General features: G+C 65.9%; 22 protein-coding genes and 1 other RNA gene. 10 read left to right on the forward strand and 13 right to left on the reverse strand.

The window, feature by feature from the left end:
• Positions 1–122: 122 nt before the first annotated feature.
• The gene (glnA, locus tag CH251_RS08380; RefSeq protein ID WP_032379097.1) at positions 123–1,463 is read right to left on the reverse strand and encodes a type I glutamate--ammonia ligase; all 1,341 of its coding nucleotides are present in this window, start codon (positions 1,461–1,463) and stop codon (positions 123–125) included.
• Between the two features lie 102 nt (positions 1,464–1,565).
• Positions 1,566–3,134, reverse strand: coding sequence for an alpha/beta hydrolase (locus CH251_RS08385; protein WP_094612725.1), 1,569 nt, complete (start codon positions 3,132–3,134; stop codon positions 1,566–1,568).
• A gap of 80 nt (positions 3,135–3,214) precedes the next feature.
• On the opposite strand from CH251_RS08385, the gene CH251_RS08390 reads away from it, so the two are divergent.
• The 4 genes from CH251_RS08390 (at position 3,215) to pip (ending at position 7,362) form a co-directional block, all read left to right on the forward strand.
• Positions 3,215–4,945, forward strand: coding sequence for an NAD+ synthase (locus tag CH251_RS08390; RefSeq protein ID WP_094612726.1), 1,731 nt, complete (start codon positions 3,215–3,217; stop codon positions 4,943–4,945).
• Between the two features lie 118 nt (positions 4,946–5,063).
• Positions 5,064–5,915, forward strand: coding sequence for a 3-methyl-2-oxobutanoate hydroxymethyltransferase (panB, locus tag CH251_RS08395; protein ID WP_094612727.1), 852 nt, complete (start codon positions 5,064–5,066; stop codon positions 5,913–5,915).
• Positions 5,916–5,957: 42 nt separating this feature from the next.
• On the forward strand, positions 5,958–6,404 hold the full coding sequence (locus CH251_RS08400) for a hypothetical protein (protein ID WP_179273330.1): 447 nt from the start codon (positions 5,958–5,960) through the stop codon (positions 6,402–6,404).
• A 1-nt stretch (position 6,405) separates the two neighbouring features.
• Entirely contained in the window at positions 6,406–7,362 is a 957-nt protein-coding gene (gene pip / locus CH251_RS08405; protein ID WP_094612728.1) for a prolyl aminopeptidase, read from the forward strand.
• Here the strand turns inward: pip and CH251_RS08410 are convergent.
• From CH251_RS08410 to rnpB, 3 genes are all read right to left on the reverse strand, one after another.
• Positions 7,352–8,782 carry an RNB domain-containing ribonuclease gene (locus tag CH251_RS08410; RefSeq protein ID WP_094612729.1) on the reverse strand — a complete coding sequence of 477 codons (1,431 nt, stop codon included), beginning with the start codon at positions 8,780–8,782 and terminating at the stop codon, positions 7,352–7,354. The genes pip and CH251_RS08410 overlap by 11 nt on opposite strands.
• Positions 8,783–8,784: 2 nt before the next feature.
• Complete coding sequence (locus CH251_RS08415; RefSeq protein ID WP_094612937.1) at positions 8,785–8,967, reverse strand: hypothetical protein; 183 nt, start codon at positions 8,965–8,967, stop codon at positions 8,785–8,787.
• Between the two features lie 60 nt (positions 8,968–9,027).
• An RNA gene (gene rnpB, locus CH251_RS08420) (RNase P RNA component class A) lies at positions 9,028–9,469 on the reverse strand.
• Positions 9,470–9,532: 63 nt separating this feature from the next.
• Here rnpB and CH251_RS08425 point away from each other — a divergent pair.
• Together CH251_RS08425 and CH251_RS08430 are read left to right on the forward strand one after the other, a co-directional pair.
• Positions 9,533–10,057, forward strand: a complete 525-nt coding sequence (locus CH251_RS08425; RefSeq protein ID WP_094612730.1) for a DUF1697 domain-containing protein — start codon at positions 9,533–9,535, stop codon at positions 10,055–10,057.
• Positions 10,054–11,304, forward strand: coding sequence for an SLC13 family permease (locus CH251_RS08430; RefSeq protein WP_094612731.1), 1,251 nt, complete (start codon positions 10,054–10,056; stop codon positions 11,302–11,304). The genes CH251_RS08425 and CH251_RS08430 overlap by 4 nt, the downstream gene beginning before the upstream one ends.
• A gap of 91 nt (positions 11,305–11,395) precedes the next feature.
• On the opposite strand, the gene CH251_RS08435 is transcribed toward CH251_RS08430, so the two are convergent.
• The 5 genes from CH251_RS08435 to cobC all read right to left on the reverse strand — a co-directional run bounded on the left by CH251_RS08435 (position 11,396) and on the right by cobC (position 16,183).
• Positions 11,396–11,998, reverse strand: coding sequence for a hypothetical protein (locus CH251_RS08435; protein ID WP_094612732.1), 603 nt, complete (start codon positions 11,996–11,998; stop codon positions 11,396–11,398).
• A gap of 34 nt (positions 11,999–12,032) precedes the next feature.
• Entirely contained in the window at positions 12,033–13,151 is a 1,119-nt protein-coding gene (locus CH251_RS08440; RefSeq protein ID WP_256978896.1) for a bifunctional RNase H/acid phosphatase, read from the reverse strand.
• On the reverse strand, positions 13,148–13,885 hold the full coding sequence (locus CH251_RS08445; RefSeq protein WP_094612734.1) for a zinc ribbon domain-containing protein: 738 nt from the start codon (positions 13,883–13,885) through the stop codon (positions 13,148–13,150). Before CH251_RS08445 ends, CH251_RS08440 begins: the two co-directional genes overlap by 4 nt.
• A gap of 124 nt (positions 13,886–14,009) precedes the next feature.
• Positions 14,010–15,131 (reverse strand): Nif3-like dinuclear metal center hexameric protein, encoded by a 1,122-nt coding sequence (locus CH251_RS08450; RefSeq protein ID WP_094612938.1) that lies wholly within the window; start codon positions 15,129–15,131, stop codon positions 14,010–14,012.
• 14 nt (positions 15,132–15,145) lie between these two features.
• Positions 15,146–16,183: an Rv2231c family pyridoxal phosphate-dependent protein CobC gene (gene cobC / locus CH251_RS08455; RefSeq protein WP_094612939.1), complete on the reverse strand. Its 1,038-nt coding sequence runs from the start codon at positions 16,181–16,183 to the stop codon at positions 15,146–15,148.
• Between the two features lie 55 nt (positions 16,184–16,238).
• On the opposite strand from cobC, the gene CH251_RS08460 reads away from it, so the two are divergent.
• Genes CH251_RS08460 through CH251_RS08470 form a run of 3 tightly spaced genes read left to right on the forward strand, consistent with a single transcriptional unit; the run spans position 16,239 to position 18,337 of the window.
• Positions 16,239–16,931, forward strand: coding sequence for an HAD-IA family hydrolase (locus CH251_RS08460; RefSeq protein ID WP_094612735.1), 693 nt, complete (start codon positions 16,239–16,241; stop codon positions 16,929–16,931).
• Entirely contained in the window at positions 16,928–17,401 is a 474-nt protein-coding gene (locus CH251_RS08465) for a low molecular weight protein-tyrosine-phosphatase (protein WP_179273329.1), read from the forward strand. Before CH251_RS08460 ends, CH251_RS08465 begins: the two co-directional genes overlap by 4 nt.
• Before the next feature lie 18 nt (positions 17,402–17,419).
• Entirely contained in the window at positions 17,420–18,337 is a 918-nt protein-coding gene (locus CH251_RS08470) for an SURF1 family protein (RefSeq protein ID WP_094612736.1), read from the forward strand.
• Here CH251_RS08470 and CH251_RS08475 read toward each other — a convergent pair.
• From CH251_RS08475 to CH251_RS08485, 3 genes are all read right to left on the reverse strand, one after another.
• Positions 18,278–19,246 carry a cobalamin biosynthesis protein gene (locus CH251_RS08475; RefSeq protein WP_094612737.1) on the reverse strand — a complete coding sequence of 323 codons (969 nt, stop codon included), beginning with the start codon at positions 19,244–19,246 and terminating at the stop codon, positions 18,278–18,280. The genes CH251_RS08470 and CH251_RS08475 overlap by 60 nt on opposite strands.
• 46 nt (positions 19,247–19,292) lie before the next feature.
• Entirely contained in the window at positions 19,293–19,418 is a 126-nt protein-coding gene (locus CH251_RS27825) for a hypothetical protein (protein WP_256978899.1), read from the reverse strand.
• 191 nt (positions 19,419–19,609) lie between these two features.
• Positions 19,610–20,506, reverse strand: coding sequence for a LysR family transcriptional regulator (locus tag CH251_RS08485; protein WP_094612738.1), 897 nt, complete (start codon positions 20,504–20,506; stop codon positions 19,610–19,612).
• A gap of 112 nt (positions 20,507–20,618) precedes the next feature.
• Here CH251_RS08485 and CH251_RS08490 point away from each other — a divergent pair, with 112 nt between their 5' ends.
• Positions 20,619–22,112: a CoA-acylating methylmalonate-semialdehyde dehydrogenase gene (locus CH251_RS08490; RefSeq protein ID WP_094612941.1), complete on the forward strand. Its 1,494-nt coding sequence runs from the start codon at positions 20,619–20,621 to the stop codon at positions 22,110–22,112.
• The last annotated feature ends 29 nt before the right edge of the window (positions 22,113–22,141 follow it).

The following is a 22,141-nucleotide window of genomic DNA, read 5'->3' on the forward strand; positions in this document are numbered from 1 at the left end:
CCACAGTTTTACCCCGTCGTCAGTAATGCGACGCGAGGGTGCCCGCGCCGGCATCGGAACTACCATTCACGATCGACTAGAACGTAGCCCATGACGACGCCGTGCTGTTAAACGCCGTGCTGTCAAAGACCCAGGTAGGCCTTCAGCTCGTAGGGCGTGACGTGGCTCCGGTATTCCTCCCACTCGCGACGCTTGTTGCGGAGGAAGAAGTCGAAGACGTGCTCGCCCAGTGCTTCGGCGACCAGTTCGGAGCCTTCCATTGCGTTCAGTGCCTGATCGAGGTTGCCCGGCAGTTCCTTGTACCCCATGGCGCGACGCTCCGCGGAGGTCAGTGCCCACACGTCTTCCTCGGCCTCGGGCGGCAGGGTGTAGCCCTTCTCGATTCCGCGAAGACCGGCCGCGAGCAGCACCGCGAAGGCAAGGTACGGGTTGCAGGCCGAATCGGGGCTGCGGATCTCGACGCGACGCGAGGATGCCTTGTTCGGGGTGTACATCGGCACGCGGATCAGCGCCGAGCGGTTCGCCGGTCCCCACGACGCCGCCGTCGGTGCCTCGCCACCGCGCACGAGTCGCTTGTAGGAGTTGACCCATTGGTTGGTGACGGCGCTGATCTCGTTGGCGTGTTCGAGGATGCCGGCGATGAACGACTTGCCGGTCTCCGAGAGCTGCATCGGGTCGTCCGGGTTGTGGAAGGCGTTGGCATCGCCCTCGAACAGGCTCATGTGCGTGTGCATCGCCGAGCCGGCCTGATCGCTGAACGGCTTGGGCATGAACGTCGCGCGCACGCCCTCTTCGATGGCGACCTCTTTGACCACGTAGCGGAAGGTCATGATGTTGTCGGCCATCGACAGTGCGTCGGCGTAGCGGAGGTCGATCTCCTGCTGGCCCGGTGCGGCCTCGTGGTGGCTGAACTCGACCGAGATTCCCATCGACTCGAGCGCATCGATGGCGTGCCTGCGGAAGTTGGGGGCCGAGTCGTGCACGGCCTGGTCGAAGTAGCCGCCGTTGTCGGCCGGGGTCGGCGGTGAACCGTCCTGCGGGGCGTCCTTGAGCAGGAAGAATTCGATCTCGGGGTGCACGTAGCAGCTGAATCCGAGGTCCGCGGCCTTGCTCAACTGACGACGCAGCACGTGGCGTGAGTCCGCCCAGGACGGCGAACCGTCGGGCATGGCGATGTCGCAGAACATCCGAGCAGAGTGCTGGTGACCCTTGCTGGTGGACCAGGGCAGAATCTGGAACGTCGACGGATCGGGCTTGGCCACGGTGTCGGCCTCGGACACGCGGGCGAATCCTTCGATGGCGCTACCGTCGAAACCGATTCCCTCGTCGAATGCCCCTTCGAGCTCGGCGGGGGCGATGGCCACCGACTTGAGGTACCCGAGGACGTCGGTGAACCAGAGGCGGACGAAACGAATATCGCGCTCTTCGAGGGTCCGGAGCACGAATTCCTTTTGACGATCCATGAACGCGAGAGTAAGCAAACGGAGTTAAATCTGTGTTACATCGTGAATTCGGTCTCACTTCGTGAAACTCTCAGCGCACTTCCCAGGTGGTGAGGTAGCACGTCAGCACCGCAATCCGTCCTCCGGCGGCACCAGATCGACGAGGTAGTTCACCAACGGCTCGTCGATGCACTCGACGCCCGAGAACGCGACCGTGTGCTGGGTGCCCTCGTACGTCACCAGATCGCCGCGCAACTGACCGGCCAACTCCACACCTGCTTGATACGGCGTGGCCGGATCGTCGGTCGTCGAGACCACCACCAGCGTCGGCAGTCCCTCGACGTCGACGATGTGCGGATCGCTCGTGTTCGGCACCGGCCAGAAGGCGCACAGGTCGAGCGGCGCGTTGCCCGTCGCTCGGCCGTCGTCCAGGTACGGCGCGGCGGCGCGGAACCTGGCGTCTGCCTCGTCGGCCGCTGCGCGATCGGTGGTCGGCGGGCCGTCGACGCAACGAACGGCGTTGAACGCGTCGTCGATGTTGGTGTAGCTGCCGTCCTCGAGCCGGCCCGAGTAGGTATCGGCGAGCCGGAGCAGTGTGTCGCCTCTGCCGTCGCGCAGTTCGTTCAGGCCGGCTCGCAGCAAACGCCACAGCTGCTGCGAGTACAGCGCCTGCTGGGCGCCGGTGATCGCGTCGTCGTAGCTGAGCCCGCGGGGGTCGGTCGTCTCGGCCGGCCGGTCGATCAGCGGTTCCACCAGCGACCGGAACTGCTCGACGGCCTGCGCCGGATCGGTTCCGAGCGGGCAGGTCTCGGTCTGTGCGCAGTCCGCGGCGAACTGATCGAACGCGGTCTGGAACGCCGCACCCTGGGCGACGGCCTCGTCGACGGGTGACTGATCCGGATCGAGCGCACCGTCGAGCACCATCGCGCGCACGTTGGACGGGAATTCCTCGGCATAGGCGGTCCCGATCCGGGTGCCGTAGGAGTAGCCGATGTAGGTCATCTTCTCGTCGCCGAGAACCGCACGGATGACGTCCATGTCGCGCACCACTTCGCGGGTACCCACATGCTCGAGCACATCCGCCCCGGTCCGCTCGACGCACTGAGCGGCGTAGTCCCGATGTTCGGCCTCGGTCGCCGCGATGCCTTCGGGGCTGACGTCCACATCGGGTTCGCGACGCTCCTGGTCGACCTCCTCGGACGTCAGGCACCGCACTTCCGGCTCGGACGCTCCGATGCCACGTGGGTCGAAGCCGATGCGGTCGAATCGATCGGCGACGGCGGTGCCCTCGGCCTGCCCGGCGAGGTAGAGCCCCGACGAGCCGGGACCGCCCGGGTTCATCAGTACCGATCCGATCTTCTCGCCCGTCGCCTTCGTCCGCGAGATGGCGACCTCGATGGTCCTGCCCTCGGGGTCGGCGTAGTCCAACGGCACGGTCACCATCGCGCATTCGACGGCACTTCCGAGTTCGCTGCCGTCGGTGTTGTACCGGTCGCAGGATTCCCACTCCAGCGTCTGGGTGTAGAACGCTTCGAGGCCCGAGGGGATCGGGCCGACGGCGGATGACGATGGGGAACTGTCGGGCGCTGCGGAGTTCTCGGGTGTGGCCGTCGGCTCGGACGTGGAGCAGCCGACGGCCAACACGGCGACCGTGGACAGTGCCACGGCCGTGCTCCTGGTGCGCGTTCTCATGGCACGATCGTGCCAGGTCTTTCGAGCGCTCCGCTCGCGCTGCCGGGCGGGGACGTCGTCCGAGCACTAGCGTGGGCGCAGTGCAGGCACTTCGACTCGCCCTCGCCCAGATCAATTCCGTCGTCGGCGATCTCGCCGCGAACTCCGCAGCGATCGTCGAGTGGACGGTCCGCGCAGCCCACGACGGTGCCAACGTGGTGGTGTTTCCCGAGATGGCGCTGACGGGATACCCCGTCGAGGATCTGGCTCTGCGACCGTCGTTCGCCGCCGCGTCGGCTCGCGCTCTCACCGAGTTGGCGACCGCCCTGGACAGTGCCGGGTGCGGCGATCGCATCGTCGTGGTCGGCTACCTCGATCGCGACGCCGAGGGCTCGCGGAACAGCGCGGCAGTGATCGCCGACGGACGGGTGACGACTCGATACGACAAGCATTCGCTCCCCACCTACCGAGTGTTCGACGAGGCCCGCTACTTCGCGCCGGGATCCGGCCTGAGCATCACGACGATCAACGGCCTGCGGCTCGGTGTCGTTGTCTGCGAGGACATCTGGCAACCGGGCGGGTCCGTTCCCGCCTACGCCGCGGCCGGTGTGGACATGCTGCTCTGCCTCAATGCCAGCCCCTTCGAGCAGGGCAAGGACGAGGTGCGTCGCTCCATCGCCCGGCGGAGGGCCACCGAGATCGGCGCTCCGATCGCCTACGTCAACGTCGTCGGCGGCCAGGACGAGTTGGTGTTCGACGGAGCGAGTTTCGTCGTCGGCCCGGACGGTTCCACCTGGGGCCGCTCCCCCCAATTCGTCGAGCATCTCCTCGTCGTCGACATCGATGCCCCGGCGGCACCACATCCGGATGCCGCCGAGGTACCGGGCTGGTCCATCGACCGCGTGACGCTTCCCGACGTGGCGGTCACCGGCTGGCAGCGAGCCGAACCGTCCCTCGCAGAGATCGTCGGCACCGAGGAACAGGTGTGGGGCGCACTGGTGACCGGATTGCGGGACTACGTGCACAAGAACGGCTTCCGTTCGGTGGCCCTCGGGTTGTCCGGCGGTATCGATTCGGCGGTGGTCGCGGCCATCGCCGTCGACGCTCTCGGTAGCGATGCGGTACACGCAGTGTCGATGCCCTCGACGTACTCGTCGACTCACTCCCGCACCGACGCGGAGGACTTCGCGTCGCGCACCGGTATCCACTTCCGCGTCGAGCCGATTGCCGACATGGTCGCCTGCTACGTCGACCAGCTGCATCTGACCGGGCTCGCGGAGGAGAACATTCAGGCCCGCTGCCGAGGCATGGTGTTGATGGCACTGTCGAACAGCTTCGGTCACCTGGTGTTGGCCACAGGAAACAAATCCGAACTGGCCGTTGGCTATTCGACGATCTACGGGGATGCCGTCGGCGGCTTCGCGCCGATCAAGGACGTGCCGAAGTCGCTCGTGTGGGAGCTGGCGCGGTGGCGGAACAAGTCCGCTGCCGACCGCGGGGACATCCCTCCGATCCCCGAGTCGAGCATCGACAAGCCGCCGTCCGCCGAGCTCAGGCCGGGGCAACTCGACACCGACTCGTTGCCCGACTACGACGAGCTCGACGCCATCCTGTTCAGGTACGTCGACCACGACCAGGGCCTCGAGGACATCGTGGCGGCCGGTTTCGATGCCGCGGTGGTCGCGGACATCCTGCGCAAGGTCGACGCGTCGGAGTACAAGCGGCGTCAGTATCCGATCGGCACCAAGGTCACCTCTCGTGCGTTCGGACGTGACCGCCGCATGCCGATCACCAACGGCTGGCGGGACTACGCGGCACACGGCGGGGTGTGACGAATTGCACTGCCGGTAGCGCTCCGGCAGGTCACGCGCAGTGGCAGACTTGCCCACGTCATCACACCCCATCCCGGGGACCCGCCGAGCGGGCCTCGAGGACCAGAAAGGGACAAAGATGTCCGAAACTGCTGTGTACGGCGGGTCTGCTCAGGAAGCACCCTCCACCGCTCTGACCCGCAAGACCCGCACCCACCACCTTCTGCAGATGAAGGCCGAGGGTGAGCGCTGGGGAACGCTCACCGCCTACGACTACTCCAGCGCCCGCATCTTCGAAGAAGCAGGCGTACCTGTTCTCCTCGTCGGTGATTCGGCAGCGAACGTCGTCTACGGCTACGACACCACCGTGCCGATCACCGTCGACGAGCTTCTCCCGCTGGTCCGCGGAGTGGTCCGCGGCGCACCGCACGCCCTCGTCGTCGCAGATCTGCCCTTCGGCACGTACGAGGCCTCGCCGCAGCAGGCCCTCGAAACCGCAGTTCGGTTCATGAAGGAAGGGCTCGCGGGCGCAGTCAAGCTCGAAGGCGGTGAGCGCGTGGCCGCTCAGATCGCCGCGATCACGGCCGCGGGCATCCCGGTGATGGCCCACGTCGGCTTCACCCCGCAGAGCGTCAACACGTTGGGTGGCTTCCGCGTCCAGGGTCGCGGAGACGCCTCCGAGCAGCTGGTGGCCGACGCCATCGCAGTCCAGGAGGCGGGTGCGTTTGCCGTCGTCATGGAGATGGTTCCCGCCGACATCGCCGGCCAGGTCACCCGCAAGCTGACCATTCCGACGGTCGGCATCGGTGCGGGCAACGAATGCGACGCGCAGGTTCTGGTGTGGCAGGACATGGCCGGATACACCAACGGCAAGACCGCGAAATTCGTGAAGAAGTTCGCCGACGTCGGCGATTCACTACGGACCGCGGCAACCACGTACTTGTCCGAGGTGCGATCGGGAGTCTTCCCCGGGCCCGAACACAGCTACTGATCGTCCTCGCCTCGTCCAGGTTCGGGTGGCACACTCGGGGCCATGACAATCAGACGGGGTACGACGTCCATCGCAGGAAGAAGCGCAGTCGCAGTAGCAAGCGCGGCTGCGCTTCTCGCCGTGTTGGGGGCATGCAGTACCGACACCACCAACACCGGTTCGTCGTCCACCACGACGATTGCTCCGACCACCACGGTCACCACGCCGCCTGCGGACGCGGTGATCACCGATGCCCAGAAGCAGCAGCTGTGCACCGATCTCGAGGCGCAGCTGTCCAACTGGCGCGTTCAGGGGCCCACCCTGGGCCGCGGCGGGCTGAACATCCTGGTGCAGACCTGGGCGGCGCAGAGCGGCGTCATCAACCTGCAGGTGGTGCAGAACCGAGCGATCGTCGACGAGATCACGACGGAAACGTGCTCGGACGTGCGGGACGAGGCCATCCGTTCGCTCGACATTCCGGACCTCGCGTCCGGTCTGGTGGGCTTCTAGGATGCGGACCCTCTACCCCGAGATCGCGCCCGTCGATACCGGACACCTCGACGTCGGTGACGGCCAACAGATCTACTGGGAAGTCTCCGGCAATCCAGACGGCTCACCCGTGGTGTTCGTACACGGCGGTCCGGGCGGGGCCACCAATCCATTGCAGCGCAGGTATTTCGACCCGCAGACGTACCGAATCGTGTTGTTCGATCAGCGGGGCTGCGGGCAGTCGACCCCGCACATCGCCGACGGCGGCGATCTGTCGGTCAACACCACCGACCGGCTGATCTCGGACATGGAAAAGCTCCGGGCGCACCTGAACATCGACACGTGGTTGGTGTTCGGCGGATCGTGGGGCTCGACGCTGTCACTGGCGTACACGCAGTCGCATCGCGATCGCGTGCGGGGGCTGGTACTGCGGGGGATATTTCTGGTGCGGCCGTCGGAGATCGACTGGTACTACGGCGGCGGGGCGGGCCACATCTTCCCCGATCTGTGGGAGAAGTTTCTCGAACCCATCCCGGAGGACGAGCGCGACGGCGATCTCGTCGAGGCATATCACCGGCAGTTGATGTCCGACGACCGCGAGGCCGCAACCCGAGCTGCGGTGGCGTGGTCCACCTGGGAGGCGGCGACGAGTTACCTGCTGCCGAAATCGGATGCAGTGCAAGACAACTCGGACCCGCGGTTCGCCCTGGCATTCGCCGGTATCGAAAACCACTACTTTCGCAACAATTGCTTTCTCGAAGAGAACCAATTGCTACGTGACGCCCCTCTGCTCGACGGTATTCCTGGCGTCATCGTGCAGGGCCGCTACGACGTCGTGTGCCCGGCAACGAGCGCGTGGGCGCTGCACAAGGCCTGGCCCTCAGCAGATCTGGTGATCGTCGACGATGCCGGCCATTCTGCAGCCGAGCCCGGCATCGTGCATCACCTCGTCGAAGCAACGGATCGTTTCAGGCAGTGACGGCCGGGTAGTCGAATCGGACTGTGCGCGAGTCGGTGTCGGCCCGGGTCAACCGGACCTTCACCGACTCCCCCGCGGGCGGTTCTCCGTCGCACTTTCCGAGAACGATCGGCTGTGACACCAACACCTCGGCGTCGCGCTTGCCCTCGGCACCGCGCAGCACGACCGCCGAGAATTGCTCGCCCACTCGGTCTTTCAATACGTGCGCTTCGGTGAGGTCGATGCAGGCGCGGTCCACCTTCGAGGCCGCGGAATCCGATCCGCGCATGATGGCGGGCAACTCCGGCAATGCCTGCGCCGCCCAGTCCGGTACCGGCGCTCCTGCCACGACGGCCAGGCACACCTCGGTGGCGAAGCGATCGGACAACCGGCGCAGTGGTGCCGTCACGTGCGCGTACGGCGCGCCGATTCCCGAATGCTCGACCGATGTACCGGTGTCCAACGGGTTCGTTGTGCGGTCGAATGCGAGGTAATCCGCACCGCGCAACAGGCCGGTCGCCTGAGTCATCATCGCCAGCGTCGACGGCTCGTCGGTGGGTAAACCGGCCAGCACTGCCCCGGCGGATGCGCCTGCGGGCCAGTCGATTCCGAGTGCTTGTGCGGTCTTCTTCAGTGTGTCCACCGATTCGGACGAGGCAGGCGGTAGGGTGCGGACGATGCCGATTCCGGCATCGAGCATGATCCTGGCGGCGCACATTCCCGTCAGCAACGATACTTCGGCATTCCACCCGTCGACTGCAGTGCGTGGTTGCAGGACGATGCGCCAGCCCTGCCCGTCGGGCACCACCTCCTGCTCGGGCAGGGTGATGTCGACGGCTCCGCGCCGTCTGGCTGCAGCTGCGCGCTGGGCCCCGAATTCGGCCAGCGCTGCGATGGACGGGTGCGGTGTCCCCGCGTCCACGTCGGCCTGCACTCCGGCGTAGTCGAGACGGGCGGTCGATCGAACGAGCGCGCGGGTGACAGTCCACGCGGCCGCCTCGCCGACGTCGTCGAGTTCGATGGTCCACAGCGCGGCGCAGCGAGTCTGCCCCTCGAGCAGGCTGCCCGAGCCTTCGGACAGCTCTCGTGGATGCAACGGCACGGATCCGTCGGGCAGGTAGAACGTCTGGCCGCGTCGACGAGTTTCGGCGTCGAGCGCTCCCCCGGGCGTCACCAGTGCGCCCACGTCGGCGATCGCGTAGTGCACCACCAGCCCGTTGGACGTCTTCTCGATGTGTACGGCTTGGTCGAGGTCCTTCGAGCCGGGCGGGTCGATGGTGACGAACGGGATGTCGGTTCGGTCGATTCTGCTGTCGGCGTGCAGGTCTCGGGCTTCGACCGCCTCGCGCATCACGTCCTCGTCGAACGCTTCGGTCAGTGCGAACTCGGATCTGATGGCCTCGAAGTCGAAGCCCGGGGCCCTCAGCCGGGTGAGCAGCACCGTCAGTTGTTCCAGTCGTCTTCGGAATCGGCGGCCTTGTTGCGCGCCGCAGCAATCTTCAGCGCCTGCTCCGCGGTGGCCTTGTCCGGATACGGGCCCATACGGTCGAGGGCGTTGGTCTGCTTGCCCTGTACGACCTGCTTGGTGCTGATGTCGTAGTACCAGGAGGTGTCGTCGTCGGTCATGACTTCCAGTGTGCCCCATGGAGCGACGGCGTAGGAGAACTGCGGAAGAAATTGTGAGTGCGAACGAGTCGGCCTGTAAGCCGGATCCTGTCTGCCGTTCCTGCTTTCGCAGGTTCGACGTCGACGACCATCCATCTGGGCACACCGTTGCCGGGTACCTCGAGCAGTCCACCCGCAGGCTCGGGCGAGCAGCCCTCGAGCACCTGCGCAGCTGCACCACTTTCGTGGTGCAGCCTTCGACCTTGCTCCGGGCGGGGTTTACCTAGCCATCCCAGTCACCTGGGATGCTGGTGCGCTCTTACCGCACCGTTTCACCCTGACCTGCAGTTCGATTCCGAAGAACCGATCCGCAGGCGGTCTGTTTTCTGTGGCACTGTCCCGCGAGTCACCTCGGGTTGCCGTTAACAACCGCCCTGCTCTGTGGAGTCCGGACTTTCCTCGGCTCGAAGCGCGACGACACTCGTTCGCCGGTCCTCCGAGCCGCAGCCGTCCGGCCAACTCGTTCGCGGTTGCGTACTCTACTCGGCGCTCCTCGCCCGCCGGTAACCGAACTACAGTTCCTCCCATGAGCGAATGGGTCGTGTTGCTGCGCGGCATCAACGTCGGTGGCATCAACATCAAGATGGCCGATCTCCGCGTGGCTCTGACATCGGCCGGCTTCACCGATGTTCGGACCGTTCTGGCGACCGGCAATGTCCTGCTCGGCTCTCCGCTGACTGCCGCCTCGGTGAAGGCACAAGTGGAGAACACGCTGGCCAAGGCGTTCAGCTACCAGGCCTGGGTTGTCGTACTGGACGTGCCGACACTTCGGGCGATCGTCGAGTCCTACCCGTTCGACGCCGAACGAGAAGGCTGGCATCCTTATGTGGTGTTCGGTAGCGATGATAGCCATTTGACCGAATTGTCCGCTCTTGCAGACGAACTCGACCCCGAGCTCGAAAGGATCGCCGAGGGGAACAGCGTGCTGTACTGGGAGGTGTGCAAGGGCAGCACCACCGACAGCACGTTCGGGAAAGCCACGGCGAAAGCCAAGTACAAGGCCACGACCACCACGCGAAATGTGCGCACGCTCGTGAAGATTCTCGCGTGACCGTTCTCGCCGCGGCATTGGTCGCTGCTGTACTCGTTTTTGCGATCGTGCGACCCCGCGGTCTGCCCGAGATCGTGGCCGCACTTCCGGCTGCGGCGGTCGTTCTTCTCGTCGGCCTCGTCAGCCTCGACGCCGCACGCGAGCAGGTGCTCGAACTCGCTCCGACCGTGGTGTTTCTGGCATTCATTCTGATCCTGGCGCATCTCTCGGACGCGCTCGGCGTGTTCACCTGGATTGCGGCGAAGCTGCGACGAGGCGCGAAGGGCAGCCCCCGCAGACTATTGGCACTCGTGTTCGCAGCAGCCGCATCGACCACGGCTGTACTGAGCCTCGACGCCACCGTGGTGCTGCTGACGCCGGCCATCATCGGTGCTGCGCGCATCCTGGGGATGTCGCCGCGTCCACACAGTTACGCCACTGCGCACCTGTCCAATTCGGCGTCGACGCTGCTACCCGTGTCGAACCTGACCAACCTCCTTGCCTTCGCCGCGACCGGACTGACCTTCCTGCACTTCACCGCAGTGATGGCGCTGCCCTGGATTTTTGCGGTGGCCATCGAGTTGGCGGTATTCCTGATCTTCTTCCGCAAGGATCTGACCCGCACCGCCCCACCACCGGAGAGCACGACCCAGCAAAGCGCCGACGACGTCCCCGCACCGCGTACCACGCTCGCAATCCTCGCCGCGACACTTGTCGGCTTCGCGGTGGCAGGGCTGTTCGACGTCGAACCGTTCTGGGTGGCCGCGGTGGGATCGATTGCGCTTGCGATCCCGGCACTTCGAGGTCGGCGCACCACGCCACGCGCAATTCTGCGCGGTGCCGATCTGCCGTTCTGTGGCTTCGTTTTCCTACTCGGCATCGTCGTCCTCGGCGTGACGACGGGACCGATCGGCGACTGGCTGACGCGAATCCTGCCGTCCGACACCACCTTCACGTCGCTCCTGGCCGCGGCGGCCATTGCGGCGGTGGCGTCGAACATCGTCAACAACCTGCCCGCCACGCTGCTGCTCCTGGCAGCGTTCGGAGCCGACGCTCCCCCGGCGCTGTTGTTGGCGATGGTGATCGGCGTGAATCTCGGGCCCAACCTGACCTACGTCGGGTCGCTGGCAATCATGCTGTGGCGACGCGTCGCATCGGCCAACGACGACCCGGCAGATCTGCGCACCTTCACGGTGTTGGGCATCATCACGACGCCGCTGACCATCGTCGGTGCCGTCGCGGGCCTGTGGCTTGCGCTGCAGATCTGACCCTTGCCATGCGGCTCGTGAACCGAACAGGCGAGTCCCGACACCTGCCGGGTAAGGCCGTCGGCGGACCTGCTCGACAATCGGCGCGGAGTCAGGTCAAGCGTCGTGTGCGGAGTGTCGAGACCGTCAGGCCCACACCGAACACTGCGGCGCCGATCACCGCTCCCATCACCGGCAACAGCAGCCCCGCCTGCACGGTGTCGAACAACGGCGGACCGCCGTAGATGTCCAGACGCGCAGCGCCGGTCGGCCCGAGGTCGTCGAAAGAGGGATCCGTGACCATCCTGATGCGGATTTCGGGAGGTTGGCTTCGTGCCCACCATGCTGCCCCTGCGCCGACGATGCTTCCCGCCACGAGTGGGGCCACCACAAGCGTCAGCCGACCGGTCTTTCGGCGGAGACGGAACCATTCGACAGCGACCGACACGACGGTGCCGATCACAAGAGCGGCAATCGGCGCGACCCACGTAACCGGCCACCACGGCGGACCCGACACGTATTGCACCCAGTCGTACACGCGGAAGTACCCAGTGTCACCCGAAGCCACAGGCGGTGGTGAATCCGCATCGATCCACGTCCGCGTCACCCCGTACCGCCACCCGAACGCGACTGCCAGACCGGCAACGGCCGACGCGATCGATGCCAGGACAATCCAGCGCGCCGCCGCAGGCTCGCGAATACTGTTCTCGGACATGCGAACCGCGTCCTCCGTCGATGCTCCGAAAAGCTCAGGTCAGTCGTCCCAGGTGCGAGGTGTCGTTCACCAATCGCACCGAAGCCCCGCCGTCGGGGTAGAACTCGGCGATGCTCAGCGACGCCAGGTCGAGGTGCAGTCGATAAAGCAGCGACGGGCCGACGTCGAGTGCGAGTTGAAGCAGCATCTTGATCGGCGTGACATGGGTGACCACCAGCAGGGTTTTTCCGGCGTACTCGGTGAGCAACTGGTCGCGGGTCGCTTCGATACGCGCGCGCACGGCGTCGAAGCTCTCCCCGTTCGGCGGTGCGACGGAGGTGTCTCCGCGCCACGCCTTGTGGCCCTCGGGGTGACGTTCCATGGCCTCGGTGAACGTCAGTCCTTCCCAGTCACCGAAGTCGGTCTCGATGAGACCGTCGACGGTGGTGACGGGCAATCCCAGGCGGTCGGCTGTCGCCGAGGCGGTCTGTTGCGCGCGCGCCAGTGGCGAGGCCACGATGGCGTCGATATCTGTTCGTGAGCCGAGAACCGTTGCGGCAGAATCTGCTTGACGTCGACCCAGTTCGGTCAGATCCGGATTGCCACGACCGGAATACCGGCGGTCGACCGACATCGGGGTCTGTCCATGGCGCAACAGCAGCAGTCGGGTGGGTTCTCCCATGGCACCGGTCCAGCCGGGCGACTCGGTCTTCTTCGCAACCGGCTCGGCATCGGGCAATTCCGTCAGGTCCACACCCTCGGCCGCGGCGTCCATCGCCTCGTTGGCCAGCGCATCCGCGTGCGAGTTCTGCGCACGCGGAATCCACTCGTAGGTGACGGAATCGAAGCCGCGAGCCAGGTCGGCCGCCTTTCGCTGAAGCGGAATCATGTCCGGATGCTTCACTTTCCAGCGCCCGGACATCTGTTCGACGACCAGTTTGGAGTCCATCCGGACGGCAACCTCACGAGCCCCGACATCGCGTGCCGCGCTCAGAGCCGCGATCAGGCCGTTGTACTCGGCGACATTGTTGGTGGCGACGCCCAGCGATGCCCGACGCTCGGCGAGAACCTGCGAACGATCGGCGCTGAACACCACTGCGCCGTACCCGGCCGGGCCGGGGTTCCCGCGCGATCCACCGTCGGCCTCGGCGACGACCCTCGATACCTGGCTCAAATTCCGGATTCCTTGGTGCGCACCAGGATTGCGTTGCATTCGGAGCAGCGAATCAACGCATCGGCCGGCTTGTTGGCGATGCTGGCGATCTCGTTGCGATCGAGCTCGATTCGGCATGCCCCACAGCGGCGAGCCTGCAGCAACGCCGCACCGCGGCCGGTGAGCGCGCGCTGCTTCTCGTAGAGCGCAAGCAGATCCGCGGGCAATCCCGAGACCAACGATTCGCGTCGCTCGGCGCTGCGATTCTCGGCGACGTCGAGGTCTGCGACGGCGTCGTCGCGGCGGCGGCCGGCGTCTACCAATTCGTCCTCGATCTGCGTGAGCTGCGCACCGGCGTGCTCGTAGTCCCGTTCGCTGGCCTCACGCTGCTCCATGACCTCGAGCAGTTCCTCCTCGAGGATGCCCTGACGACGTTCGAGGCTGCCGAGTTCGTGCTGCAGCTCGGTCATCTGCTTCGGCGCGATGGTGCCGCTCTCGAGCATCTTCTTGTCGCGGGCCTCGCGTTGCCGAACCGCGTCGACCTCGCCTTCGAGTTTGCGGATGTCCCGATCGAGGTCGTCCATCGAGATCTGCACCGTCACCGCGGCGTCCTTGCGGGTGGTGCGCTCGGTCTCGAGCTTGTCGACCTCCTGCTGCTCGGGGAGGCTCTTGCGGCGGTGGGCGATCTGCGAGAGTTCGGTATCCACACCGGCCAATTCGAGCAGCGAGGCCTGGACTTTGGGATCGACGTTCACGCTTGATGACTCCTGCGACTATGGAAGTTGGTTCCGATCACCCTACCGGCTCTACGTCAGTGCGAGCGCAGGATACAAGCCATCGGGGTCGTTTCTGCAGGCTCCACTCCTGCCCCGCAGCCGGTCACAGCGTCCACGGGTCCGTACGCACGTCGGTGACCCGGCTGCGCCACCCGTCCGTGTCACCGAACGCGGCGTCGACGATGCTGCGCGCCTGTTCGCACCAAGGGAACTCCGAGGCCCAGTGCGCGGTGTCGATCACCGCGGGCCCGCCTGCGCGCAGGTGCTCGTCGACAGGGTGGTGGCGCAGATCCGAGGTGACGTACACATCGGCGTCGGTGCGCGCCACCGTCGCCAAGAAGGAGTCACCCGCTCCCCCGCACATCGCAACCACCGAGACCGTGGCCTCAGGATTTCCTGCAGCGCGTACTCCCCACGTCGTAGTGGGCAACGCCTCGCGGACGACCTCGGTGAATTCGCCCAGTGTCATCGGATTCGGCAGCTTTCCGATGCGGCCCAGGCCGGTGCACGACGGCAGAGCCGCGGATTCGAAGACGTCGAACGCGGGCTCCTCGTACGGGTGTGCCCGACGCATCGCCGAAAGCACCTGAGCACGTAGACCTTTGGGGGCAACAACTTCGATGCGATCCTCCGCCTCGGTGTGCACCTCTCCCAGAACACCGAGCGTCGGGTGTGCGTTCGGGCCCGGACGGAATTGGCCGAGACCCGCACTCTGCCAGCTCGCTTCGCTGTAATCGCCGATCTGCCCGGCTCCGGCGTCGAACAGGGCCTGTCGCACCGCGGCCGAGTCGGCGGTCGGCACGAAGACCACCCACTTGTCTTGTGCGGGAGAAGGAATGGGGTCGAGGGGCCGGGTGTCGATCACCCCGAGCGCGGATGCGAGTGCGTCGGAGACGCCGGGATCGGCGGAGTCGGCGTTGGTGTGGGCGGTGAACAGCGCGCAGTCGGCTTTGATCAGGCGGTGGATCACCGATCCCTTCGCGGTGTCGGCCGCGACGGTGTCGACGCCTTTGAGCAGTAAGGGATGGTGGGCGACGATGACATCGGCACCCCAGGCGATGGCGTCGTCGACCACTGCATCGGTGACGTCGACCGTGTAGACAACCTGCTGCACAACAGCTTCGGGATCTCCACACACCAGGCCGACCGAGTCCCAGCTCTCCGCCAGACGGGGTGGGTACGCGTCGTCGAGTACCTCGATGACGTCTGCCAGTGTCACTGCCATGTTCGCTGCTCTCCTCACAGAACGGTGTTCAACGCGTCCACCAGTATGTCGATCTGCTGCGAGTCCCGTACCGCGACGCGCAGGTAGTGACGGTCGAGCCCTGGGAACGTGTCTGCGCGCCGCACCGCGATACCCATGGTGCGCAGGCGTTCTCGAACCAAATCGGCATCCTGGACGCGCACCAACAGAAACGGCCCCCGGGCCGGGCCTGCGACAAAGAGGCCAAGAGCCTCGAGTCGCTGGGTCATCGCGATGCGGTCACGGTGGATGCGCTCGGATTCGGCGCGTGCTCGATCGACGGCGAACGGTTCGGTGCAGGCGCGGATCGCTTCGATTTGCAGACTTCCCAGGGGCCAGTGTGCGCGGCCGTGCTGCAGTCGCGCGAGGACATCGGGGTGGCCTAGTGCGTATCCGCATCGCAATCCCGCCAGCGCCCACGTCTTCGTCAGGCTCCGCAGAACCAGCACGTCGTCCAGGCTCTGTGACGCCACCGATTCCCCCGCCCCGAGGACGGCGTCGGCGAAGGCCTCGTCGATCACCAGTGTGCGGCCGGATCCACGCAGACTCAGCACCGCCTCGCGTGGGTGCAGAACCGATGTGGGGTTGGTCGGGTTGCCGAGGATCACCATGTCGGCGGCGTCGGGCACGAGCGTCGGATCGAGCTCGAACGGCGGGGGCAGGATCACTCGGTGCACCGGGATGCCCGCCTGCTCGAGCACCCAGTCGGGCTCGGTGAACGACGGGTGGATCGTGGCCGCCAGCTTCGGCTCGAGGCGCGGCAGCATCGAGAAACCCTCGGCACCACCGCTGAGCAGCAACACCTCGTCCGGTGAGCGGCCGTGGTGTGCGGCAACCTGCTCGCGCGCGGCCTTCTCCGCAGCCAGAGAAGGATACGAACCCAACGAACTCAGTGCCGCACTCAGCCGATCGCGAAGCCAGGCCGGCGGACCGTCGCCCCGCACGTTGACGGCGAAGTCGACGAATCCGGAATCGACCTCGACGTCTCCGTGGTGACGGAGTAGCGCATCGGGATCGGCAGCTGTGTCGGACATCGCGACGAGCGTAGCCGCGCCGTCACCGAACAGCCCGCACCGATAGGCTTCGACCATGTCTGCCGATGCTCCCGCGTCCGTTGTCCTGTTCGATCTCGACGGGACGTTGACCGATTCCGCACCGGGAATTCATGCCGGTTTTCGCCACGCATTGGCGTCGGTGGACGCTCCCGAACCGACCGAGGAACAGCTGTCGATGGTCGTCGGACCACCCCTGATCGACACGTTGCGCGGCCTCGGCCTGGACGAGGATGCGGCGCAGCGTGCACTGGCGGCTTATTTCGAGCGCTACGACGAGCGGGGCTGGGCCGAGAACACCGCGTTCGACGGTATCGAGTCGGTGCTGACGCGATTGCAGGATCGCGGCGTCCGCCTCGGTGTGGCGACGTCGAAGTCGGAGCGATTCGCCGTTCGGATTCTGGACCACTTCGGCCTGTCGCGGTACTTCGAGTTCATCGGCGGTGCCAGCAACGACGGCACCCGACGGGCGAAGTCCGATGTGATCGCGCACTCGCTGACCAATCTCGGCATCGAACCGATCGAACACGCCGAGGGCGGCACGGCCGGGGTGATCATGATCGGTGATCGTGACCACGACGTGCACGGTGCCGCTCGATTCGGCATTCCCACGGTGTACGTGGAGTGGGGCTACGGCGTCGACGGCGAGAGCGACGACGCCGCGTTCACCGCGTCGAGCATGGACGAACTGGCCACCGTGCTGGAGCAGAACACGGCGGCCGTGCGATGACCGAGCCACTGCACGTGACATTCGTGTGCACCGGCAATATCTGTCGATCGCCGATGGCCGAGAAGGTCTTCGCTGGTCATCTGCGCGACGCCGGTCTGAGCGAGGCGGTGCGTGTCTCGAGCGCCGGGACCGGTGGTTGGCATGTGGGCGACGGCGCAGATCCCCGAACCGTCGCCGAGCTCGATGCCCACGGATACGACAGCGAGCACGCGGCGGCGCAGGTCGGGCCGGATCATCTGGCGGCAGATCTGATCGTCGCTCTCGATACCGGGCACGCGCGCGCCCTGCTGCAGCTCGGTGCTCCGGCAGATCGTATCGCGTTGCTGCGGTCGTTCGACCCCGATGCCGACGACTCGTCGGTGGCCGATCCGTACTACTCGTCCGATTCGGCGTTCACCGAGGTGCGCGAGCAGATCGAAGGTGCCGTTCCCGGCTTGCTGGACTGGACACGGTCTCGGCTCCCACGCTGACCCGGCTACCGTGGTGGAGTGGACAAGTTAGCGTTCTTGCTGCGACCCAAGTGGTTGGTGCTGGCTGCGGTGGTGCTGGCCTTCGCGTTCCTGTGCTTCAGCGTGCTCGCTCCGTGGCAGTTGGGGAAGAACACCTCGACCTCCGAGCGCAACGATCTGATCACCCGATCAATCGACGCGGATCCGGTCCCGATCTCGGACGTTCTCACAGCCAACGGCTTTCCGGCCGAGGACGAGTGGCGTCGGGTCATCGCACCCGGGTCCTACGTCGCAGATTCCGACGTCCTGGTGCGGCTGCGCAGCATCCGTGATCAGCCCGCATACGAGGTCATCACCCCGTTCGTCATCGACGGCGGGCCCACCGTGCTGGTCAATCGTGGGTACGTGCTGCCGGTGGAGGGAACCAGAGCGCCCGAGTTCGAGGCAGCCCCCACCGGTGAGGTGACGCTGAACGCACGGGTACGTCAAGCCGAGGGCACTTCGCGCGAGCCCGTCGAGGACGACGGTCGGCTGCAGGTCTACAACATCAACCCGGAACAGATCGGCGCAGCGGTCGGAGTCGACGCCATCGACGGATACCTGCAGCTCGACGACGCTCAGCCGGGCGGTCTCGGCTTGATCGAACTGCCACAGACCGACGCGGGCCCCTATCTGTCCTACGGTCTGCAGTGGCTGGCGTTCGGCATCATGGCACCGCTGGGTCTGGCGTATTTCGCTCGGGCGGAGATACGGGAACGCCGCAATGCACGTGCACAACTCGCGGACGCGATGTCCGGCGAGCCGGATACCGAGCCCGTGGACGAGGCCGGTCCCGACGAGGAAGAAGAATTCACGCTGCCCACGCGCCGCGAGAAGCGAGCCAGGGCACGCGCGGGGTCACGCCCGACGACGCCGTCGGATCCTCGCCTGGCCGATCGCTACGGCAAGAATCGCTGACGCGACAGCGGACAGTTCTTGCACTCGGCTCGACAGTGCGACCGATCGACGAAGATCACGTGCGGTCGGCGCGGGTCCGTCACCGAGTGTCGGCCTGATCTCGACGCCGTGTCGGTACTGCGTTCTACCGCCGAGCTGCAGCCCGAGTGCCCCGGCAGCCGACGCCTCCGCAACACCTGCGTTGGGGCTGGGGTGCTGGGCGGCGTCGCGTCGCCACATCCTCAGGGCTCGGGCGGGCGAACCCTGCACCGAGGGAGCTGCGACAACCGTCGCCACGCCGGTGACGCGAGCCGGTAGCAGGTTCAGAACGTCGTCGATTCGCGCTGCGGCCCAACCGAAGCGCAGATACTTCGGAGACCGGTAGCCGACCATCGCGTCGAGCGTGTTGCTCGCTCGATAGGCCAGAATTCCCGGTACCCCGGCCAGTGCTCCCCACACCAGCACGCCGACCGTCGCATCGGAGGTGTTCTCCGCGATGGACTCCAGTGCGGCGCGTGCGAGACCGTCGGAGTCGAGTGGTTCCGGATCTCGACCGCACAGTGAAGGCAGCAGTGCGCGCGCGCTCTCGAGGTCGTCTTCGTCGAGGTGGTCGGCCATCTGCCGGCCCACCTTCGACAGGGACGTGCCTCCGAGCGCGGCCCAGGTAGCGGCCGCAACCAAGGCCACCTCAGCAGGTGCACCCACACGACCGGCCATGCGACTCGACGCGATGCCGAGTGCGGTCACCGAGCCGATCAGCGCGACCGCATGGACCACGCCCGAGGCTCGACTGTCGCGGTAGAGGGCGTGTTCGACGCGCAGTGCCGTGGTGCCGAATCCTGCAACCGGGTGCCAGCGTTGCGGGTCTGCGAACACTCGATCGAGGCCGTAGCCGACCAGTAAGCCGATCGCTCGGGGGTGTGTCCACATCCCACGAATCTTGCCAACCGCACACCGGAGTCAGGACACCGGAGTGTCAGGCCCAGCGGTGACGGTAGGCACCTGCCAGTTGACGGTTGCGAAAATCGATGTCGCTTCCGTCGTTGAGCAAGGCGATTGCCATTCCTACGAAGCCGACTGCTGCCATTACGAACATCGTCATGATTCCCCCAGAATCTCGTGTGGATCCGCCGAGCGGATGCGGGCGTAACAGATTGTTACCCGCGAGTAAGGCGATTCCCACGCCTTTGAGGTCGGCGTCACGTGTGTCCGTGGTCACGAGACGCGCGTCTCATCCGAACGCCCAAATGTCAACGGCCACCGACACTCTCGGGATGTGCGTTTGTCCCGTCGTTACTGCGGCACAGGAAACAGATGCTGTTCGTCTGTCACGACCGACCGGAGAAATTCGTCGACGGCCTTCACCCGCGCGAGACCGGTCAGCTCTCGCGGCACCACCGTCCAATACGTCCGCTCGACCGAGACGACGCCGGGCAGCACCGACGTGAGGGCCTCGTCCGGCTCTCCGATATAGCTGGGCAGAGGCGCAATCCCCACACCGGATCTCGCCGCGATCCACTGCCCGGTGATGTTGTTGGTCTGAATCTGCGCGCGGCCCTCCGGCAAGATCGCATCCAGGATGCGCAGCGGTGCCACATCGAGCAGCGCGTCCACGTACGAGATCAGCGTGTGTTCACGCAGATCGTCGACGGTCCGGATCGGCGACATCGCGGCGAGATACTCGGCGGAAGCGTAGAGCTCGAGGGAGTACGTCGCCAACCTGCGAGTCACGACGAACCTCGGCGACGGCCGCTCCAACGTGATTGCGATGTCGAACTCCCTGGTAGCCAACGAGTTGTGTTCGGTGGCGGTGACCAGTTCGATGTCGAGATCAGGGTGCTTGTCTCTGAGCACGCCCAGTTTCGGTGTCAGCACGAACGCTCCGAAACCGTCCGGCGCTGCGATGCGCACGGTCCCTCGCAGCGAACCGGTATCGGAGGTCTGGTCCTCGAACGCCGCGATCAGTGTCGATTCGACGGTCTCGGCATACGCGACGAGGCGTCGACCCGCCTCGGTCAGTCGCCAACCCGACGGCGTTCTGTCGAACAGGCGCTGCCCGGCCGATTTCTCGAGCGCCGTGATGCGCCGACCGACGGTGGTGTGGTCCACACCGAGAGTGTGCGAGGCGTCGGTCAAACGCCCGGTCCTCGACACTTCGAGGAAGTAGCGGAGATGGTCTGCATTGAACACCCGCCGAGACTATCGCCGGTGTGCATTTCTGCACAGCGATCTGCGGTTTTGGCCTTTGACATGTGCATCTGTACAAGTGAGACTCGAGACACACCGATGGAAGGATCGAACGTTGACCGACGTCATTGCGCACTGGCTCGATGGAAAGACTTATTCCGGAACCTCCGACCGGACCGCCCCGGTCACCAACCCCGCCACCGGCGAGGTCACCGGCACGCTCAGCCTGGCCGACACCGGGGACGCCCGCGCGGTCATCGACGCCGCGGCGGCCGCATTTCCGGCGTGGCGCGACACCTCCCTCGCCAAGCGCACCTCCATCCTGTTCTCGTTCCGAGAGCTGTTGAACGCGAAGAAGAACGAGCTCGCCGCCATCATCACCGCCGAACACGGCAAGGTTCTCTCCGACGCTCTGGGTGAGATCGGCCGCGGCCAGGAGGTCGTCGAATTCGCCTGCGGCATGGCGCATCTACTCAAGGGCGGATACACCGAGAACGCGTCGACCGGGGTCGACGTCTACTCGATCCGTCAACCGCTCGGACCGGTCGGCATCATCTCGCCCTTCAACTTCCCCGCCATGGTCCCGATGTGGTTCTTCCCCATCGCCATCGCGGCAGGTAACACCGTCGTCCTCAAACCCTCCGAGAAGGATCCGAGTGCCAGCATCTGGTTGGCGAAACTGTGGGCCGAGGCGGGACTGCCCGACGGCGTGTTCAACGTGCTGCAGGGCGACAAGGTGGCCGTCGACGAGCTCCTCGAGAACAAGAAGATCAAGTCGATCTCCTTCGTCGGCTCGACCCCCATCGCCCAGTACGTGTACTCCACCGGCACCGCCCACGGAAAGCGCGTCCAGGCCCTCGGCGGTGCCAAGAACCACGCCGTCGTCCTCCCCGATGCAGATCTCGACCTCGCCGCCGACGCCATGGTCAACGCGGGCTTCGGCTCCGCAGGCGAACGGTGCATGGCCATCTCCGCCCTCGTCGCCGTCGGGAACATCGCCGACGAACTCGTCGCGAAGATCGCCGAGCGCACCACACCGTTGGTCACCGGCGACGGCACCCGCGGGGCAGACATGGGACCGCTCGTCACCAAGGCCCACCGTGACAAGGTCGCCTCGTACGTCGATGCAGGCGAAGCCGCCGGCGCCACCCTTGTCGTCGACGGCCGCACCGTCCAGCCCGACGGTGGCACCGACGGATTCTGGCTCGGCCCCACCCTCATCGACCACGTGACTCCCGACATGAGCATCTACACCGACGAGATCTTCGGACCCGTCCTGTCGGTAGTTCGCGTCGAGACCTACGACGACGCGCTTCGGCTGATCAACGACAATCCCTACGGCAACGGCACTGCCATCTTCACCAACGACGGTGGGGCGGCACGCCGCTTCCAGAACGAGGTCGAGGTCGGCATGGTCGGCATCAACGTCCCCATCCCGGTTCCCATGGCGTACTACAGCTTCGGTGGCTGGAAGAACTCCCTCTTCGGTGACAGCCACGCCCACGGCACCGAGGGTGTCCACTTCTTCACCCGCGGCAAAGCCGTCACCAGTCGCTGGCTCGATCCCAGCCACGGCGGCATCAACCTCGGCTTCCCTGAAAACAGCTGAGCCCCCCAAGACAGCTAGCGAAGGAGCAC

It is taken from the genome of Rhodococcus sp. 06-462-5 (assembly GCF_002258315.1).
GTDB lineage: Bacteria > Actinomycetota > Actinomycetes > Mycobacteriales > Mycobacteriaceae > Rhodococcoides.

Bases quoted from the DNA above. Each gene is read 5' to 3' on its own strand.
- glnA (WP_032379097.1), bottom strand. From the start codon at position 1,463: ATGGATCGTCAAAAGGAATTCGTGCTCCGGACCCTCGAAGAGCGCGAT.
- CH251_RS08385 (WP_094612725.1), bottom strand. From the start codon at position 3,134: ATGAGAACGCGCACCAGGAGCACGGCCGTGGCACTGTCCACGGTCGCC.
- panB (WP_094612727.1), top strand. From the start codon at position 5,064: ATGTCCGAAACTGCTGTGTACGGCGGGTCTGCTCAGGAAGCACCCTCC.
- CH251_RS08400 (WP_179273330.1), top strand. From the start codon at position 5,958: ATGACAATCAGACGGGGTACGACGTCCATCGCAGGAAGAAGCGCAGTC.
- pip (WP_094612728.1), top strand. From the start codon at position 6,406: ATGCGGACCCTCTACCCCGAGATCGCGCCCGTCGATACCGGACACCTC.
- CH251_RS08415 (WP_094612937.1), bottom strand. From the start codon at position 8,967: ATGACCGACGACGACACCTCCTGGTACTACGACATCAGCACCAAGCAG.
- CH251_RS08425 (WP_094612730.1), top strand. From the start codon at position 9,533: ATGAGCGAATGGGTCGTGTTGCTGCGCGGCATCAACGTCGGTGGCATC.
- CH251_RS08435 (WP_094612732.1), bottom strand. From the start codon at position 11,998: ATGTCCGAGAACAGTATTCGCGAGCCTGCGGCGGCGCGCTGGATTGTC.
- CH251_RS08450 (WP_094612938.1), bottom strand. From the start codon at position 15,131: ATGGCAGTGACACTGGCAGACGTCATCGAGGTACTCGACGACGCGTAC.
- cobC (WP_094612939.1), bottom strand. From the start codon at position 16,183: ATGTCCGACACAGCTGCCGATCCCGATGCGCTACTCCGTCACCACGGA.
- CH251_RS08460 (WP_094612735.1), top strand. From the start codon at position 16,239: ATGTCTGCCGATGCTCCCGCGTCCGTTGTCCTGTTCGATCTCGACGGG.
- CH251_RS08465 (WP_179273329.1), top strand. From the start codon at position 16,928: ATGACCGAGCCACTGCACGTGACATTCGTGTGCACCGGCAATATCTGT.
- CH251_RS08475 (WP_094612737.1), bottom strand. From the start codon at position 19,246: ATGTGGACACACCCCCGAGCGATCGGCTTACTGGTCGGCTACGGCCTC.
- CH251_RS27825 (WP_256978899.1), bottom strand. From the start codon at position 19,418: ATGACGATGTTCGTAATGGCAGCAGTCGGCTTCGTAGGAATGGCAATC.